Annotated in this window: 13 protein-coding genes; 9 read left to right on the top strand and 4 right to left on the bottom strand. The window is 70.5% G+C overall.

Annotation, left to right across the window (positions count from 1 at the left end; translation table 11 throughout):
• Window positions 1-69 precede the first annotated feature (69 nt).
• From ABZU76_RS00395 to ABZU76_RS00365, 7 genes are read left to right on the top strand one after another with little or no spacing between them, the layout of a single operon-like run.
• Window positions 70-273, top strand: a complete 204-nt coding sequence (locus ABZU76_RS00395; RefSeq protein ID WP_354863611.1) for a hypothetical protein — start codon at window positions 70-72, stop codon at window positions 271-273.
• Window positions 270-371 carry a K(+)-transporting ATPase subunit F gene (kdpF, locus tag ABZU76_RS00390; RefSeq protein WP_354863609.1) on the top strand — a complete coding sequence of 34 codons (102 nt, stop codon included), beginning with the start codon at window positions 270-272 and terminating at the stop codon, window positions 369-371. The genes ABZU76_RS00395 and kdpF overlap by 4 nt, the downstream gene beginning before the upstream one ends.
• Window positions 371-2,032: a potassium-transporting ATPase subunit KdpA gene (gene kdpA / locus ABZU76_RS00385; protein ID WP_354863607.1), complete on the top strand. Its 1,662-nt coding sequence runs from the start codon at window positions 371-373 to the stop codon at window positions 2,030-2,032. The genes kdpF and kdpA overlap by 1 nt, the downstream gene beginning before the upstream one ends.
• Window positions 2,029-4,125: a potassium-transporting ATPase subunit KdpB gene (gene kdpB / locus ABZU76_RS00380; RefSeq protein WP_354863605.1), complete on the top strand. Its 2,097-nt coding sequence runs from the start codon at window positions 2,029-2,031 to the stop codon at window positions 4,123-4,125. Before kdpA ends, kdpB begins: the two co-directional genes overlap by 4 nt.
• Before the next feature lie 5 nt (window positions 4,126-4,130).
• On the top strand, window positions 4,131-4,742 hold the full coding sequence (locus tag ABZU76_RS00375) for a potassium-transporting ATPase subunit C (protein WP_354863603.1): 612 nt from the start codon (window positions 4,131-4,133) through the stop codon (window positions 4,740-4,742).
• 4 nt (window positions 4,743-4,746) lie between these two features.
• Window positions 4,747-7,341, top strand: a complete 2,595-nt coding sequence (locus ABZU76_RS00370) for a sensor histidine kinase KdpD (protein ID WP_354863602.1) — start codon at window positions 4,747-4,749, stop codon at window positions 7,339-7,341.
• On the top strand, window positions 7,338-8,036 hold the full coding sequence (locus tag ABZU76_RS00365; protein WP_220237754.1) for a response regulator: 699 nt from the start codon (window positions 7,338-7,340) through the stop codon (window positions 8,034-8,036). Before ABZU76_RS00370 ends, ABZU76_RS00365 begins: the two co-directional genes overlap by 4 nt.
• A 55-nt stretch (window positions 8,037-8,091) precedes the next feature.
• On the opposite strand, the gene ABZU76_RS00360 is transcribed toward ABZU76_RS00365, so the two are convergent.
• Complete coding sequence (locus ABZU76_RS00360) at window positions 8,092-8,754, bottom strand: hypothetical protein (RefSeq protein ID WP_354863599.1); 663 nt, start codon at window positions 8,752-8,754, stop codon at window positions 8,092-8,094.
• A gap of 290 nt (window positions 8,755-9,044) precedes the next feature.
• Here ABZU76_RS00360 and ABZU76_RS00355 point away from each other — a divergent pair, with 290 nt between their 5' ends.
• Together ABZU76_RS00355 and smc are read left to right on the top strand one after the other, a co-directional pair.
• Window positions 9,045-9,332, top strand: coding sequence for an acylphosphatase (locus tag ABZU76_RS00355; protein WP_354863597.1), 288 nt, complete (start codon window positions 9,045-9,047; stop codon window positions 9,330-9,332).
• 189 nt (window positions 9,333-9,521) lie between these two features.
• Complete coding sequence (gene smc / locus ABZU76_RS00350; RefSeq protein WP_354863595.1) at window positions 9,522-13,124, top strand: chromosome segregation protein SMC; 3,603 nt, start codon at window positions 9,522-9,524, stop codon at window positions 13,122-13,124.
• A gap of 62 nt (window positions 13,125-13,186) precedes the next feature.
• Here smc and ABZU76_RS00345 read toward each other — a convergent pair whose 3' ends face one another.
• The 3 genes from ABZU76_RS00345 to ABZU76_RS00335 are packed head-to-tail and all read right to left on the bottom strand — an operon-like array spanning window position 13,187 to window position 16,687.
• Window positions 13,187-13,849 carry a DUF3455 domain-containing protein gene (locus ABZU76_RS00345; RefSeq protein WP_354863593.1) on the bottom strand — a complete coding sequence of 221 codons (663 nt, stop codon included), beginning with the start codon at window positions 13,847-13,849 and terminating at the stop codon, window positions 13,187-13,189.
• Between the two features lie 53 nt (window positions 13,850-13,902).
• The gene (locus ABZU76_RS00340) at window positions 13,903-15,471 is read right to left on the bottom strand and encodes a sodium:solute symporter (RefSeq protein ID WP_354863591.1); all 1,569 of its coding nucleotides are present in this window, start codon (window positions 15,469-15,471) and stop codon (window positions 13,903-13,905) included.
• Between the two features lie 10 nt (window positions 15,472-15,481).
• Window positions 15,482-16,687 carry an anhydro-N-acetylmuramic acid kinase gene (locus tag ABZU76_RS00335; protein WP_354863589.1) on the bottom strand — a complete coding sequence of 402 codons (1,206 nt, stop codon included), beginning with the start codon at window positions 16,685-16,687 and terminating at the stop codon, window positions 15,482-15,484.
• Window positions 16,688-16,772: the final 85 nt, after the last annotated feature.

Below are 16,772 nucleotides of genomic sequence, written 5' to 3'. Positions count from 1 at the left end.
TCAACCGAACGTCTGCGAGTACCAGGCGAACGGCGGTGGCGGGGGTCACCCGGCGTCAAGAACGCGTAAATGGCCAAGGAGGCCGCGTCAAGGAGGCGTCAGACCGTCTCCATCACGCAGCGCTACAACCGCACAGTTGCGACGTCCAACGGTCACCCGCCCTGGGTGACCTGTCTTGAGAGGTGCCTTGTGGCCGACTTGTTGTACGTCTTGCTGACGATCGGCGTGTTTGTGGTCCTAGCCCTGACGCTGCGCGGGATGGAGAAGCTGTGAGCGGCACCGGCACCGTGGCCAACATCGTCGGCGGACTGCTGGCGCTGGGCCTGATCGTCTACCTGTTCATCGCACTGGTGAGGCCGGAGAAGTTCTGATGAGTGATGTCGGCGCCGGCCTCCTCCAGGTCGGTCTACTGCTCGTCGCCCTGGCGGTGGTCTACAAACCGCTCGGCGACTACATGGCCCGGGTCTTCTCGAACGAGAAGCACTGGCGGGTCGAGAAGGTCTTCTACAAGATCGTCCGCGTCAACCCCGATTCCGAGCAGCACTGGAAGACCTACGCGTCCGGGGTCCTCGGGTTCTCCTTCGCGTCGATCATCCTGCTGTACCTGCTGCAGCGCCTGCAGTCGGTGCTGCCGTTGAGCCTCGGTCGCGGCGCGGTGTCGCCCTCGGTCGCGTTCAACACGGCGGCGAGCTTCGTGGCGAACACGAACTGGCAGTCCTACGTCCCCGAGACGACGATGGGCCACTTCGTGCAGATGACGGGCCTCACCGTGCAGAACTTCGTATCGGCGGGCGTGGGCCTGGCCGTCGCGATCGCGGTGACGCGCGGGTTCATCCGCTCGAAGACCGACCGCCTCGGCAACTTCTGGGTGGACCTCACGCGCGGCACGATCCGCGTGCTGCTGCCGATGGCGTTCGTCTTCGCCATCGTGCTCATCGGGCTGGGCGTGGTGCAGAGCCTGCACTCCGGCGTCGCGGTGACGAACCCCGACGGCAGCCAGAGCACCATCGCGCTGGCGCCGGCGGCGAGCCAGGAGACGATCAAGGAGCTCGGCACCAACGGTGGCGGCATCCTGAACGCGAACTCCGCGCACCCGTTCGAGAACCCGAACGCGTGGACGAACCTCATCGAGCTGTTCCTGATCCTCGTGATCCCGGTGAGCCTCACCCGCACCTTCGGTCAGCTGGTCGGGAACAAGAAGCAGGGCTACGTCCTGCTGTCGGTGATGGGCGCGCTCTGGGGCGCCATGCTGGTCCTGATCTGGACCGCGGAGTCCTTCACCAACAGCCCGGCCGCGCTGGCCGCCGGGGCCAACATGGAGGGCAAGGAACAACGCTTCGGGCTGAGCCTCACGTCGATCTTCGCCGATACGACAACGGGTACGTCCACGGGCGCGATCAACGGCGCGCACGACAGCCTTTCGGGTCTGGGCGGCGGCGGGCCGTTGCTGAACATGCTCTTCGGCGAGATCTCGCCGGGCGGCGTCGGCACCGGTCTCTACGGCATCCTCGTGATGGCCGTGATCGCGATGTTCCTCGCGGGCCTCATGGTCGGGCGCACGCCGGAGTACCTGGGCAAGAAGCTCGGCAAGCGGGAAGTCACCGCCGCGGCGATCTCGATGCTCGCGATGCCGACGCTCGTGCTCGTCGGCGCCGGGATCGCCCTGGCGATGCCCGACACGCAGAGCGCGCTGGGCAACCCGGGCGCCCACGGCCTGTCGGAGATCCTCTACGGCTACGCCTCGACCGCCAACAACAACGGCAGCGCCTTCGGCGGCCTGACCGCCACGAGCAACTGGTTCCAGTCCTCGTTCGGCGTCGCCATGCTGCTCGGCCGGTTCATCCCGATCATCGCGGTCCTCTGCCTCGCCGGTTCGCTGGCCAAGCAGAAGAAGGTTCCCGAGACCGCCGGCACCCTGCCCACCACCGGGCCGCTGTTCGCCACGATGCTCACCGGAACCATCGTCCTCGTCGCGGCCCTCACTTTCGTCCCGGCGCTCGCGCTCGGGCCCATTGCGGAGGCGATGGCATGACAGTCACCGAAACCCCTCGAAGTCCCCTGGAAGACCAGCAGCACCACGCGGAGAACGCGGGCCGCGTCGGGGCGGGCGCGTTCAACGCGCGCCAGCTCTGGCTCTCGATGCCCGAGGCGCTGCGCAAGCTCAACCCCAAGCACCAGCTGAAGAACCCCGTGATGTTCGTGGTGTGGGCCGGTTCGGCGCTCACCACGGTGTTCGCGATCGTCGAGCCGAGTGTGTTCGCGATCCTCGTCGCGGTGTGGCTGTGGCTGACCGTGCTGTTCGCGAACCTCGCCGAGGCCGTCGCCGAAGGGCGCGGCAAGGCGCAGGCCGAGTCACTGCGCAGGTCCAAGAAGGAGACGGTCGCGCGGCGGCTGACCGAGGACGGCTCGGAGGAGAGCGTGCCCGGGGTCGACCTGCGCGTCGGCGACCTGGTGGTCGTCGAGGCCGGCCAGATCATCCCCGGCGACGGTGACGTCGTCGAGGGCATCGCGACCGTCGACGAGTCGGCCATCACGGGCGAGTCGGCGCCGGTCATCCGCGAGTCGGGCGGCGACCGCTCGGCCGTGACGGGTGGCACCACGGTGCTGTCCGACCGGATCGTCGTGAAGATCACCACCAAGCCCGGTGAGTCCTTCGTGGATCGCATGATCGCGTTGGTGGAAGGCGCTTCCCGACAGAAGACGCCCAACGAGATCGCGCTGACGATCCTGCTCTCGACCCTGACCATCATCTTCCTGCTCGCCGTGGTGGCGCTGCAGCCGATGGCCGGGTACTCGGGCAAGGAACAGTCGGTGATCGTGCTGACGGCACTGCTCGTCTGCCTGATCCCGACCACGATCGGCGCGCTGCTGAGCGCCATCGGCATCGCGGGCATGGACCGGCTGGTGCAGCGCAACGTGCTGGCCACCTCCGGGCGCGCGGTGGAAGCCGCGGGCGACGTCTCGACGCTGCTGCTCGACAAGACGGGCACGATCACCTTCGGCAACCGCAAGGCCACCGAGCTGATCCCCGTCAGCGGGTCCACAATGGACGACCTGGCCCGCGCGGCCCGGCTGTCCAGCCTCGCCGACGGCACGCCCGAGGGCCGCAGCATCATCGAGCTGATCACGGCGAACCACGGCCTGCCCGACAAGGCCGGTGACAGCGAGAAGCTCGCCGAGTTCGTGCCGTTCACGGCGCAGACGCGGATGAGCGGTGTCGACCTCGGCGACCGCGAGGTCCGCAAGGGCGCCACCTCGGCCGTGCGCCAGTGGGTGCGCGAGCGCGGCGGCGCGATGCCGGACGAGACCGAGCGGATCGTCGACGAGATCAGCCAGCAGGGCGGCACGCCGCTGGTGGTGGCGGAGTCGGCCGGCGGACGCGCGTTCGTACGCGGCGTCATCCGCCTGTCCGACGTGGTCAAGCCGGGCATGAAGGAACGGTTCCAGGAACTGCGTTCGATGGGCATCAAGACGGTGATGATCACGGGTGACAACCCGCTCACCGCCAAGGCCATCGCCGAGGACGCGGGCGTCGACGACTACCTCGCCGAGGCCAAGCCCGAGGACAAGATGGCGCTCATCAAGAAGGAGCAGGAGGGCGGGCGGCTCGTCGCGATGACGGGTGACGGCACGAACGACGCGCCCGCGCTGGCGCAGTCCGACGTCGGCGTCGCGATGAACACGGGCACGTCGGCCGCGAAGGAGGCCGGCAACATGGTCGACCTCGACTCGAACCCGACCAAGCTCATCGAGATCGTGGAGATCGGCAAGCAGCTGCTCATCACGCGCGGCGCGCTCACGACCTTCAGCGTGGCCAACGACCTCGCGAAGTACTTCGCCATCCTGCCCGCGATGTTCACGTCCATCTTCGCCCAGCTGGGCGCGCTGAACATCATGCACCTGGCGACACCCCAGTCGGCCATCCTCTCGGCCGTCATCTTCAACGCACTGATCATCGTCGCCCTGATCCCGCTGGCCCTGCGGGGCGTGCGGTACCGGCCGTCGTCGGCTTCCGCGCTGCTGCGCCGGAACCTGCTGATCTACGGCCTCGGCGGCATCGTGAGCCCGTTCCTCGGTATCTGGGTGATCGACTTGATCGTGCGCCACATCCCTGGAATCGGGTGAATCTGATGAACTCATTGGTCAAGCAGACCTGGGCGGGCCTGCGCGTCATCATCGCGATGACGGTGCTGCTCGGGCTGATCTACCCGTTCGCCGTGTGGGCGATCGGGCGGATCCCGGGCCTGGAGTCGAACGCGGAAGGCTCGGTCGTCACGCAGAACGGGCAGGCCGTGGGGTCGTCGCTGATCGGGATCGACCCGGTCGCGGCCGACCCGGCGCACGACCCCTGGTTCCACAACCGGCCCTCGGCGTTGTCGAAGGACGCGCTCGGCCCCGGTGACCCGTCCACCTCGGGCGCGTCGAACAAGGGCCCGTTCAACGAGGACCTCGTGAAGACCATCACCGAGCGCAAGGACGCCATCGCGAAGCGGGAGAACGTCGCCCCGGCCCAGGTGCCGGCGGACGCCGTGACCGCTTCCGGTTCCGGCCTCGACCCGTCGATCAGCGTCGCGTACGCCGACCTGCAGATCCCGCGTGTCGCGAAGAACACGGGGCTGAGCGAGGACAAGGTGCGCGAGCTGGTCGAGGCGAACACCACGGGCGCCGGGATCGGTGTCCCCGGGGTGAACGTGCTGCTGCTCAACTTGGCCGCGCATTCCGCTGCGCCAGGAGCACACTGACAGCGTGAGCACACCGAGTACGACCCCGAAGCCGCGCCGAGGAGAACTGCGGATCTACCTCGGTGCGGCTCCGGGCGTGGGCAAGACGTTCGCGATGCTGGGCGAGGCCCGCCGCCGGCTGGAGCGCGGGACCGACGTCGTGGTGGGCCTCGTGGAGACCCACGGCCGTCAGAAGACCGCAGACCTGCTCGACGGCCTCGAGATCGTGCCGCGGCGCACGGTCAGCCACCGCGGGCACGAGTTCGCCGAGATGGACCTCGAAGCCGTCCTCAAGCGCGCGCCCGAGGTCGTCATCATCGACGAGCTCGCGCACACCAACGTGCCCGGCGCGCGCCACGACAAGCGCTGGCAGGACGTCGAGGAGCTGCTCGAGTCCGGGATCGACGTGCTGTCCACGGTCAACGTGCAGCACCTGCAGAGCCTCAACGACGTCGTCGAGCGCATCACCGGCGTCACGCAGCAGGAGACCGTGCCCGACGAGGTCGTGCGCAAGGCCGAGCAGCTGGAGCTCGTGGACATCACGCCGGAGGCGCTGCGGCGCCGGCTCGCGCACGGCAACGTCTACCCGGCCGAGCGCATCGACGCCGCGCTGGGCAACTACTTCCGCCCCGGCAACCTCACCGCGCTGCGCGAGCTGGCGCTGCTGTGGGTCGCCGACCAGGTCGACGTCGCCCTGCAGCGCTACCGCGCCGAGCAGAAGATCACCGACACGTGGGAGGCGCGTGAACGCGTCGTCGTGTCCATCACCGGCGGCCCCGAGAGCGAGACGCTCATCCGGCGCGCGAGCCGCATCGCCACGCGCGCGGGCGCGGAGCTGCAGGTGGTGCACATCCTGCGCGGCGACGGGCTGTCCGGGCTCGGGCCCACGGCCATGGCGCGCAGCCGCACGCTGGCCGAGGAGGTCGGAGCCACGTTCCACGCCGTCGTCGGCGACGACGTGCCCACGGCGTTGCTCGACTTCGCACGTGGGGTCAACGCCACGCAGCTCGTGATCGGCACCTCGCGCCGGTCGCGGGTGGCGCGGCTGTTCGACGAGGGCATCGGCGCGGCCGTGGTGCAGCAGTCCGGCTCGATCGACGTGCACATGGTCACGCACTCCTACGCCGGCGGCCGGCTGCGGGCGCGCCTCGGCGCGAGCCCGCTGGCGCCGTCGCGGCTCGTGGTGGGCTGGGTGCTGAGCCTGGCGCTGCCGATCCTCGCGACCGGCTTGGGCGTGCTGCTGCGCGACACGGTTGAGTTCTCCACCGACGTGATCCTCTACGTGCTCGCGACGGTGATCGTCGCGCTCGTCGGCGGGCTCGGCCCGGCGGTGATCGCGGCCGTGTTCGGCGCGGGCCTGCTCAACTTCTTCTTCACGCCACCGCTGTACACGCTCAACGTGCACAGTCCGCAGAACGTGGTCACGCTCGTGGCGATGATCGTGGTCGCCGTGCTGGTGGCCCTCGTCGTCGCCTCGGCGGCCCGGCGCGGCAGCCAGGCCGCGCGGGCGCGCACGGAAGCGGCGCTGCTGGCGTCGTACGCGCGCACGGTGCTGACGAACCCGAACCCGATCGAGCGGCTGCTGGAGAAGGTGAAGGAAAACTTCGGCCTGACGTCGGTCGCGTTGCTGGAGAAGAAGAACGGCGCGTGGCAGAAGGTCGCGATCGCCGGCCAGTTCCCGTGCGCCGACCCGGACGAGGCCGACGTGGACATCGCGGTGACCGCCGACGTCCACCTGACCCTGCGCGGCCGGGCGCTGCCCGCGGCCGACCGGCGGGTGCTGGACGCCGTGGCCGGGCAGGCGCTGCTCGCGCTGCGCCAGCAGCGGATGGCCGCGGCCGCCGCGGCGGCCGAGCGCAAGGCCGAGGCGACGGAGCTGCGCACCACGCTGCTCTCGGCCGTCGGCCACGACCTGCGCACGCCGCTGACGTCCATCAAGGCCGCGATCGGCAGTCTGCGCGCGCCCGACCTGTCGCTGTCCGAGGAGGACACCGGGGAGCTGCTCGAGGCCATCGAGCTCTCGGCCGACCGGCTCGCCGGGCTCATCGACAACCTGCTCGACTCCTCCCGCCTGGCCACCGGCGCGGTCACGCCGCACCTGCGGCCGGTGGGCTACGACGAGGTGGTGGCCCACGCACTGTCCAACGTGGACAACTCGCGCGACGTGAAGGTGGGCGTGGACGTGAGCCTGCCTTCGGTGCTGGCCGACCCCGGCTTGCTCGAACGGGTGATCGCCAACGTCCTGGACAACGCCCTGCGCCACGGCGGCGGCGTGGTGTCGGCGCGGGCGAGCGCGCACTCCGAGTACGTGGAGCTGCGGATCGTGGACCACGGCCGCGGCCTGAAGAAGGGTACGGCGGATTCGGCGTTCGCGCCGTTCCAGCGGCTGGGCGGCGACCGCGACTCGACGCCTGGCGTGGGGCTCGGGCTGTCGGTCGCGAAGGGCTTCATCGAGGCGATGGGCGGCAGCATCCGGGCCGAGGACACGCCGGGCGGCGGTCTCACCGTGGTGATCTCGCTGCCCGCCTACACCGGGCAGAATCCGGACAAGGACCTCCTCAAGATCGACGAGGCCGCCGGCTCAGTCGCTGACGAGGCTGTGGAGGGAGTGGGCTCGTGAGTCCCGACAAGGCGGCCACCGTGCTGGTGGTCGACGACGAACCGCAGATCGTGCGCGCGCTGCGGATCAACCTCAACGCCCGCGGGTACAAGGTGATCACGGCGCACGACGGCACCGCGGCACTCAAGGCCGTGGCCGAGACCAAACCCGACGTGGTGGTGCTCGACCTCGGGCTGCCCGACCTCGACGGCACCGAGGTGATCGCCGGCCTGCGCGGCTGGACCACGGTGCCGATCATCGTGCTGTCCGCGCGCGGCGACTCGGCCGACAAGGTCCAGGCACTCGACGCGGGCGCCGACGACTACGTGACGAAACCGTTCGGTATGGACGAGCTGCTCGCCCGGCTGCGGGCCGCCGTGCGGCGCTCGACCGTGGCCGGCTCCGACGGCGCGGAAGCCGTGGTGGACACGGGTTCCTTCACGATCGACTTGGCGGCGAAGAAGGTCCGTCGCGACGGCAAAGAGGTGCACCTGACCAAGACCGAGTGGGGTGTGCTGGAGCTGCTGGTGCGCAACCGCGGCCGGCTGGTGGCCCAGAAGCAGCTGCTGCACGAGGTGTGGGGGCCGTCGTACGAGACGGAGTCGCACTACCTGCGCGTGTACCTGGCGCAGCTGCGGCGGAAGCTGGAGCCGGAGCCCTCACGCCCGCGGCACCTGCTCACGGAACCCGGGATGGGGTACCGCTTCGAGGTCTGAACACGACGATGGCCGCCCCCGCGGGGGCGGCCATCGTGTTGTGCCGGCTCGGTTGTCAGCTCGTCGGGCCGGTGGGGTCCGTCGTGCGAACGTCCGAAGAGGACGACACCGGCGGTGAGCTCGGCGGCTCACCGCTGCTGCTCGAACCTCCGCCACCGCTGCTGCTCGGCGGCGGGTCGGACGGATCGGTGGGGGTCGTCGGGTCGCTCGGCTTCGTCGGCGTGGTGGGGGTGGTCGGCGTCGACGGCGGCGGGTCGCTGCGCGGTGTCGTCGACGGGCTCACCGGGTTGCCACCCGTCGGGTGCCCCGGGTTGCCCGGCTGACCGGGTGGGTTGTTCGGCGGTGGGATGACCACAGACGTGGTCGGCACGCCGTTGGCGCCCGTGGAGACCACGGTCGTGGGGCTCGAGGGGACCGACGTCGGGTCGCCCGGGGTCGGCTCGCCGGTCACGGTCATCGGGGCGCCCGGCACGGCGTTGCCCGGAACGACCTGCGAGCTGCCCGGCAGGGTGCCCTGGCCGCCGCCGGGGATGGTGGTGGACGTGGCGGTGGTGGTGCCAGGGCCCGCCAGTTCGGCGACCGCGGCGAAGGCGGTGGCGACCACGAGGCCGCTCACGCCGAGGATGGCGTAGCCGGCCCGGTTCATGAGGCCGCTCGCGGCCTTCGGTGGCGCGACGGAGATGCGTGAGCTCGGATCCGGCCCGTCGGGACGGGACATGCAGGCTCCTTACATACATGCGGTTCAACGCTGTACGGGTCGAGGCAGTCGGGTCGTCGCCGGTTTTCGGCGTCGTCGGGTGCGGCAGTCTTTTGACAGACGAGTCGGCACCCGGGTCGACGCCGGAAGTCGTGGCGCGGTTCGGTCCGGCTCCCCGGAGTGGTTCGGGGGATCGGGGCGCCGGACGCGGACCCCGGCCGGGAGGTTATCACCGCCTGTGACCCATTCGCGCAGGTACGGGACTTGCCCCGTCACTGTCCGCAGCCAGTGGCGTGGGGCAGGATGGACGCGTGAGTGAGGAAGAAACACACATCCGGCTGGCGGCGTGGGTCCACGGGCAGGTGCAGGGGGTCGGTTTCCGCTGGTGGACCCGGAGCCGCGCGCTGGAGCTCGGCCTGGTCGGCTTCGCCCGCAACCTGCCCGACGGCCGTGTCGAGGTGGTAGCGGAGGGTGGTCGAGACCACTGTGAGCGGTTGTTGGCCACCCTGAGGTCGGGAGAATCACCCGGAAGTGTGGATCACGTCGTCGAGCGCTGGAGCCCGGCGAAGGGTGGTCTGGCGGGCTTCGCCGAGCGCTGAGCGGCAGCGCCAGGCGCATTGCGCCGCCCGGGTGACCGCTGTGACGGGTGGGACACAAGGGGTTGCCGGTGCGCTGCGTTCTGTGCTAGGCGCGCCGGGAGAGGGCGGCCTCCCACGATCACGGCGGGTGCCCAGGTAGCCTTGGCCGACTGTAGAGCCAGTACCCGCGGCCGGAAGGGTCAGCACCACGTGCACCTGAAAAGCTTGACGCTGAAGGGTTTCAAGTCCTTCGCCTCGGCCACCACGCTGCGGTTCGAACCAGGGATCACGTGCGTGGTCGGGCCCAATGGTTCGGGCAAGTCCAACGTCCTCGACGCGCTGCGCTGGGTCATGGGCACTCAGGGCGCGAAAGACCTGCGCGGCGGCAAGATGGAAGACGTCATCTTCGCCGGCACCGCGGGCCGCGCCCCCCTTGGCCGCGCCGAGGTCACGCTCACCATCGACAACGCCGACGGCGCGCTGCCCATCGAGTACTCCGAGGTCTCCATCACGCGCCGCATGTTCCGCGACGGCGCGAGCGAGTACGAGATCAACGGCGACCGCTGCCGTCTGATGGACGTGCAGGAACTGTTGTCGGACTCCGGTATCGGCCGCGAGATGCACGTCATCGTCGGGCAGGGCCAGCTGTCGGCGATCCTCGAGTCGAAGCCCGAAGAGCGCCGCGCCTTCATCGAGGAGGCCGCGGGCGTCCTCAAGCACCGCAAGCGCAAGGAACAGACCTTGCGCAAGCTCGCGAACATGCAGGGCAACCTCGACCGCCTCGGCGACCTCACCACCGAGCTGCGCCGCCAGCTCAAGCCGCTGGGCAAGCAGGCCGAGATCGCGCGCAAGGCGCAGTCGGTGCAGTCCGAGCTGCGCGACTCCCGTCTGCGCCTGCTGGCCGACGACCTGGTGACCCAGCGAGGCGCCATCGCCCGCGAAGAGGCCGACGAGCGCACCGCGCGTCAGCGCCGCACCGAGGTGGAGCAGGCCCTGGAGGTCGTGGCCGCCGAGGAGACGGAGCTGGAGGCCTCGCTCGCCGAGGACGCGCCGAAACTGCAGACCGCGCAGGAGACCTGGTACAAGCTCTCCGCGCTGGCCGAGCGCCTGCGCGGCACTGTCCGGCTCGCCGTGGAGCGCCAGCGCCACCTGTCGTCCGACGTCTCGGCCCCGACGGGCGGGCGCGACCCCGAGGAGCTGCTGGCCGAGGCCGAGCAGGTCGCCGAGCGCGAGCAGGAGCTCAACGAGGCCGTGATGGAGGCCCGGGAGCTGCTGGCCGAGACGGTGCTGCGGCGCGAGGACCTCGAACAGCGCGTGCAGGCCGCCGAACGCGCCCACTGGGCCGCGGTGCGCGCCATCGCCGACCGCCGCGAGGGCATGGCGAAGCTGACCGGCCAGGTCGAGGCACTGCGCAGCAAGAACGGCGCCACCGCCGACGAGATCGACCGCCTGTCGGTGTCGCTGCAGGAATCCGCCGAGCGCGCGGAGATCGCGCTGGAGGAGCTCGAAGAGGCCAAGGCCGAGGGCGGCGTCGAGGAGTCCGACGACGCCGACCTCATGCAGCGCCACGACCGCGCGGTCGAGGCCAACAATGCCGCCAAGGCCCGCGTCGAAGAGCTGGTGAAGGCCGAGCGCTCCGCCGAACGCGAGATCGCGTCGGAGCGGGCGCGTGTCGAGGCGCTGTCGATGGGCCTCAAGCGCAAGGACGGCGCCGGCGCGCTGTTGGGCGCGTCGCACGAGCTGCCGGGCCTGCTGGGGTCGGTCGCCGCGCTGCTCACGGTGGAGCCGGGCCACGAGGTGGCGCTGGCCGCCGCGCTCGGGCCGGTCGCCGACGCCGTGGCCGTGGCCGGCGGCGAGCAGGCGCTGACCGCGCTGAAGTACTTGAAGGACACCGACTCCGGCCGAGCCGGCATCGTGCTGGGCAGCTACGGGTCCACTGTGGACACGTCGTCGTGGCCGATGCTGCCCTACGGCGCTCGCTGGGCCCGTGAGGTCGTGACCGCGCCCGAGCAGCTGCGCCCGGCCGTCGAGCAGGCGCTGGACAAGCTGGCGCTGGTCAACGACTTGGAAGTGGCGCGGCAGCTCGTCGTGAGCCACCCGGACGTCCGCGCGGTCACCGGCGAAGGTGACGTGTTCGGCGCCCGCTGGGTCGCCGGTGGCTCGGCCGCGCGCGAGAGCGTGATCGAGGTCCAGGCCGCCGTCGACGAGGCGGGCGAGCGGCTGCGCACGGCCGAGCGTGCGCTGGAGCGCCACACCGCCGAGCTGGAAGGCGCCCGCGCCGAGCAGCAGGCCCGGCGCGAAGAGGTCGGCCAGGCCAAGGATGCCCTCGGTGACGCGAAGGTCCGCAAGGCGCGGTCGTCGGAGCGGCTGAACCGGATGCAGCAGGCCGCGCGTTCGGCGCAGGCCGAGGTCGAGCGCCTCGCCGGGCAGCGCGCGAAGGTGGAGCAGAGCCGCGAGCAGGCGCTGGAGCAGCTGGCCGAGTTCGAGGAGCGGCTCGCCGCAGTCGCTGAGCAGCCGGTGGAGGACGATCCCGACACGGCCGAGCGCGACGAGGCCGTGGCCCAGCTGACCGTGGTCCGCCAGGAGGAGATGGAGGCGCGGCTCGCGCAGCGCACCTCCGAGGAGCGGGCGCGCAGCATCGCCGGGCGGGCCGAGTCGCTGCGCCGCGCGGCGCTCGCCGAGCAGCAGGCCCGGGAACGCGCCGCCAAGGCCCGCGAGGCGCGGGAGCGCGGCGCCGCGATCGCCAACGCCGTGGTCAACGCCGGCGAGCTCGCGCTGGAACGCATCGAACACTCCGTGCAGCGCGCGGCCGCCGAGCGCGATGAAGCCCAGGCACAGCGCCAGACCCGCGAGACCGCGCTCACCGCGGTGCGCGCCAAGGTCCGCGAGCTGTCCGGCGAGCTCGAGAAGCTCACCGACGCCGTGCACCGTGACGAGGTGCTGCGCGCCGAGCAGCGGCTGCGGCTGGAGACGCTCGAGACCAAGATCGCCGAGGACTTCGGCATCGGCCTCGCGGACCTGGTCCAGGAGTACGGCCCCGACGTGCCGGTGCCGCCGAGCGCGGGCGAGATGGCCGAGTACGAGGCGGCCAAGGAGCGCGGCGAGGACGTGACCATGCCGCCGCCCATGCCGTACGACCGCGACACGCAGGCCCGCCGCGCCAAGCGCGCGGAGAAGGACCTGACGCTGCTGGGCAAGGTCAACCCGCTGGCGCTGGAGGAGTTCGCGGCGCTGGAGGAGCGCTACAAGTTCCTTTCGACCCAGCTCGAGGACCTCAAGGACACGCGCAAGGACCTCGAAGCCGTGATCCGGCAGGTCGACGAGAAGATCCTGGAGGTCTTCGCCTCGGCCTACGCCGACGTCGCGCGCGAGTTCGAAACCGTGTTCGGCGTGCTGTTCCCGGGCGGCGAGGGTCGCATGGTGCTCACCCAGCCCAACGACCTGCTCGCCACCGGCGTCGACGTCGAGGCGCGCCCGCCGGGCAAGAAGGTGAAGCGGCTGTCGCTGCTCTCGGGTGGCGAGAAGTCGCTGGTGGCCGTGGGCATGCTGGTGGCCATCTTCCGCGCCCGTCCTTCACCCTTCTACGTGATGGACGAGGTCGAGGCGGCGCTCGACGACACCAACATGCGCCGGCTGATCGGGCTGCTGGAGCAGCTGCGCGACTCGTCGCAGCTGATCATCATCACCCACCAGAAGCCGACCATGGAGATCGCCGACGCGCTCTACGGCGTGAGCATGCAGGGCGACGGCATCACGAAGGTGATCTCGCAGCGCCTGCGCGCCGAAGACGAGGAGCCGGTGCCCGCGGGCTGAGTGCGGACGTGCGAAAAGGGGCTTCCCGGGGTGACCGGGAAGCCCCTTTTCCGTTGTTGCTTTTAGTTCGCGGCCCAGAACGCGTACTCGGCCGAGTACGGCGTGGAAGTCTGCTGGCCCGTGGTGCACGCGCCCTTCGGGGCGAGGCCGCCCTTCGTGGCCAGCCGCTGCACGTAGGTGACGGTGCCGAACACGCCCTTGCCGGTGTCCTGGTCGGACTTGAGCAGGATCTCGGGGATCGCGTCGGTGTGCTGCACGGCCTTGCCGGGCATGGCAGTGGCGGCAACCGTGCTGCCGTCCACAGTGGACGTCCACACCGGTCCCTTGCTGTGCAGGGCCACGGCCTTGCCGTTGTCGGACATGATGGCCGCGGGCTGGATCAGGGTCCACGCGCCGTCGGTGCAGCCGTAGATCTGCACGCCCTCGCCGTGGAAGGTGGCCACGCGCTTGTTGCCCGGCGGCACCTGCACCTGCGCGGGGGCCGCGATCACCTCGGGGGTGCCGTCCTGGGTCTCGGCCTGCGACTGCGCCGGCGCTCCGGCCTGGGCCCCGGCCGCCGCGTTCGCCGCGCCCGGGTCGGCCGCCGCGGCCCCGGAGGCCGACGAACACGCCGTCGCACCGCCCAGGAGGATCATCGAACCCGCCGCCAGTGCCAGAGAAATCCGCTTCATCGTCCCCGCCTGATCCGGGCCCGCCATCCGGTGGCGGGCGCTCGTCAGGTGCACGAGCGCCCACCCCGGGACGGTTCACCCGATCGGGGAAAATCTCGCAGCGGTGATCAGACGGTGACTTCCTCCTTCGGGAGGTCGACCTCTGTGGCGTTCGGGTCGGCGTCGCGGTGGCGCAGCGCGAGCAGCCCGCCGACGACCATCGTGATCACCACACCGACGAACGTGTACCAGTAGGTGGCCAGCGGCACGAGCGTCTTCGTGGCCGCGCCGAACTGGATGTGCACGGCCGTGGTCGCCTTGTCGAACTTGACGAACAGGATCAGGAACGCCATGCCCACCACCGAGCAGGCGAACGCGACGATCGCGTCGGGCTGGCGCGCCTTCTTCACGATCAGGCCGAGCAAGAACGAGCCCAGCAGCGCGCCGTAGGTGTAGCCGACGATGCCGAGGCCCTGCTGGATCACCGGGTCCTTCGAGTTGGTGAACAGCGACGCGAAGATAGCGAACACGACCGCCCAGATCAGCGTCCACATGCGACCGTGGCGCAGCAGCTTCGAGTCCTCGACCGACCGGTTCGTGAAGCGCTGGTAGAGGTCGGCGATGGTCGAAGTGGACAGTGCGTTGAGCGCCGAGGCCAGCGCGCCCATCGTGGAGGCGAGGATGCCGGCGATGAGCAGGCCCGCCAGGCCCACGGGCAGGTCGTTGACGATGAAGTTGGAGAACACGTCGTCGCCGGACATCTTCCCGGCCGCGACCGCCGTGGCCGTCGCGCCCGTCTTGCCGCCGGTGTAGACCCACAGCATCGCGCCGACCACCAGGAACAGGCCGAACTGCACGAACACCACGAACGACGAGCCGATCAGCGCGCGCTGGCCGTCGCGCAGGCTCTTGGTCGACAGCAGCCGCCCGACGATCAGCTGGTCCGCGCCGTGCGAGGCCATCGACAGGAAGGCGCCACCGACCACGGCGCCGATGAACGCGTACGGGCTGGTGATGATGTTGGACGTGAAGTCGGTGAGCTGGAAGCGGCCCTGGCTCGCGGCGATCGACGTCCAGCCGTCGGGCAGCTTGGTCGAGAGGAAGACGACCGCGCCGATCGCGCCGAGGACGTAGAGCGACCACTGGATCACGTCGACCCAGATCACCGACTTGATGCCACCGACGAACGCGTAGATGAGCGTGAGCGCGGTCAGCAGCACCACGATGTGCCAGTACGAGGTGTGGATGCCGTAGTGGTCGAGGATCGCCTTGATCGGGATGGCGCCGGCGAACAGCCGCAGGCCTTCGGCGAGCAGGCGCGTGACGACGAACGTGACCGACGCCGTGCCCTGCAGCCCGCGCCCGAAGCGGCGCCCGAGGAACTCGTACGCGCTCACGTAGTTGCCACGGAAGTAGCGGGGCAACAGCACGAACGCGGCGACGATGCGGCCGAGGATGTAGCCGAACGCCACCTCGAGGAAGAGGAACTCGCTGCCGAAGACCAGGCCCGGCGTCGAGATCACGGTGAGCGTGGACGTCTCGGTGGCCACGACCGAGAGCGTGACGGCCCACCAGGGCATGCTGCGTTCGCCGACGAAGTAGTCGTTCGCGGACTTCTGTCTGCGGCCGACCAGCACGCCGATGATCGGCATCGCTGCCAGGTACACGATGACGATCACCAGATCGACTGGGTTCATGGGGTTTCTCCTACCGTCGTGCGCCAACTTCCGTGACCCGCAAGCGGTTCACGGTGCCCCCCAGTGGGGCCGGAAGGTTCAGGGGGTGCGCGCCCGGGGTGAGCGCGCCGAGCAGCCGGGGCCCGCGCGCGCCCGTCGCGGACGGCAACGTGGCCGGCACGCCGCACCAGCTCAGCCAGCCGAGCAATGCGGTCAGGTACGCCTCTTTACCAGCGCCGGGCAGGCCGAGGTCGTCGCTGGTGCGCAGGGTGACGCCCGGGAGGTTACCCGCCAGCGCCGCCATCACGGCGGGGTTGCGCATGCCGCCACCGGACACGACGACCGTCGCCGCGTGGTGGCGCCGGCATTCGGCGGCGACGGTCGCGGCGGTGAGCTCGGTGAGCGTCGCCAGGAGGTCTTCGGGCGTGAGCGGCGCCACGCCGGCGAGGGCGGCGTCGAGGTAGTCACCGTGGAAGTGCTCCTTGCCGGTGGACTTCGGTGGTGCTGCGGCGAAGTACGGGTCGGCGAGCAGCCGGTCGAGCAGGTCGCGGCGGACGGAGCCGGCCAGCGCGAGCTTCCCGTCGACATCGGCGTGCTGCTCGCCGCCGGTCACGCGGGCGGCGGCGAGGTCGAGCAACGCGTTGGCGGGGCCGGTGTCGTAGGCGAGCACGGTGTCGCTGCCGCTGACGACGGTGATGTTGGCGATGCCGCCGAGGTTCAGCGCGGCCACGGGTTTGCCCGCCTCCTCGGCTAGGCCACGCAGCCACAACGCGTCGAGCGTGCTGGCGAGCGGCGCACCCTGGCCGCCCGCGGTGATGTCGCGGATGCGCAGGTCGGCGACGACGGGGGTGCCAGTGCGTTCGGCGATCCACGCGGGCTGGCCCAGCTGCAGCGTGCCGAGCGCCACGCCGTTCTCCACCCAGTGGTAGACGGTCTGGCCGAGCGAGGCGATCACGTCCACGGGCCCGTGCTCGGCGATGCCCCGCGCGGCGGCTTCGGCGAAAGCCTGGCCGACGCGGGTGTCGAGCACGGTGAGCGCTTCGGCGCTGCTCGGGTTGGGCGGCAGTGCGGCCAGCACGGCTTCGCGGGTTTCCGCCGTGAAGGGCACGTCGAGTTCGCCGAGCGGGGTGAGGACCACGGTGCCGTCTTCGGCGTGCAGTTCGGCGACGGCGACGTCGATGCCGTCGACCGAAGTCCCCGAAAGGAGGCCGAGGACGCGGAAGCCGTGGGTTTTCATCCGGAGTGGTTTAGTCGGGGTGAAGCGGTGACGCAACCCACGTCGTGAAGTCTTGGCCGAATCGGAACTGTACGTGTGATCCGTT

Source organism: Amycolatopsis sp. NPDC005232 (assembly GCF_040607795.1).
Classification (GTDB): domain Bacteria; phylum Actinomycetota; class Actinomycetes; order Mycobacteriales; family Pseudonocardiaceae; genus Amycolatopsis.
The sequence above is the reverse complement of the archived record's forward strand: the minus strand, read 5'-3'. Positions and strand labels throughout refer to the sequence as shown.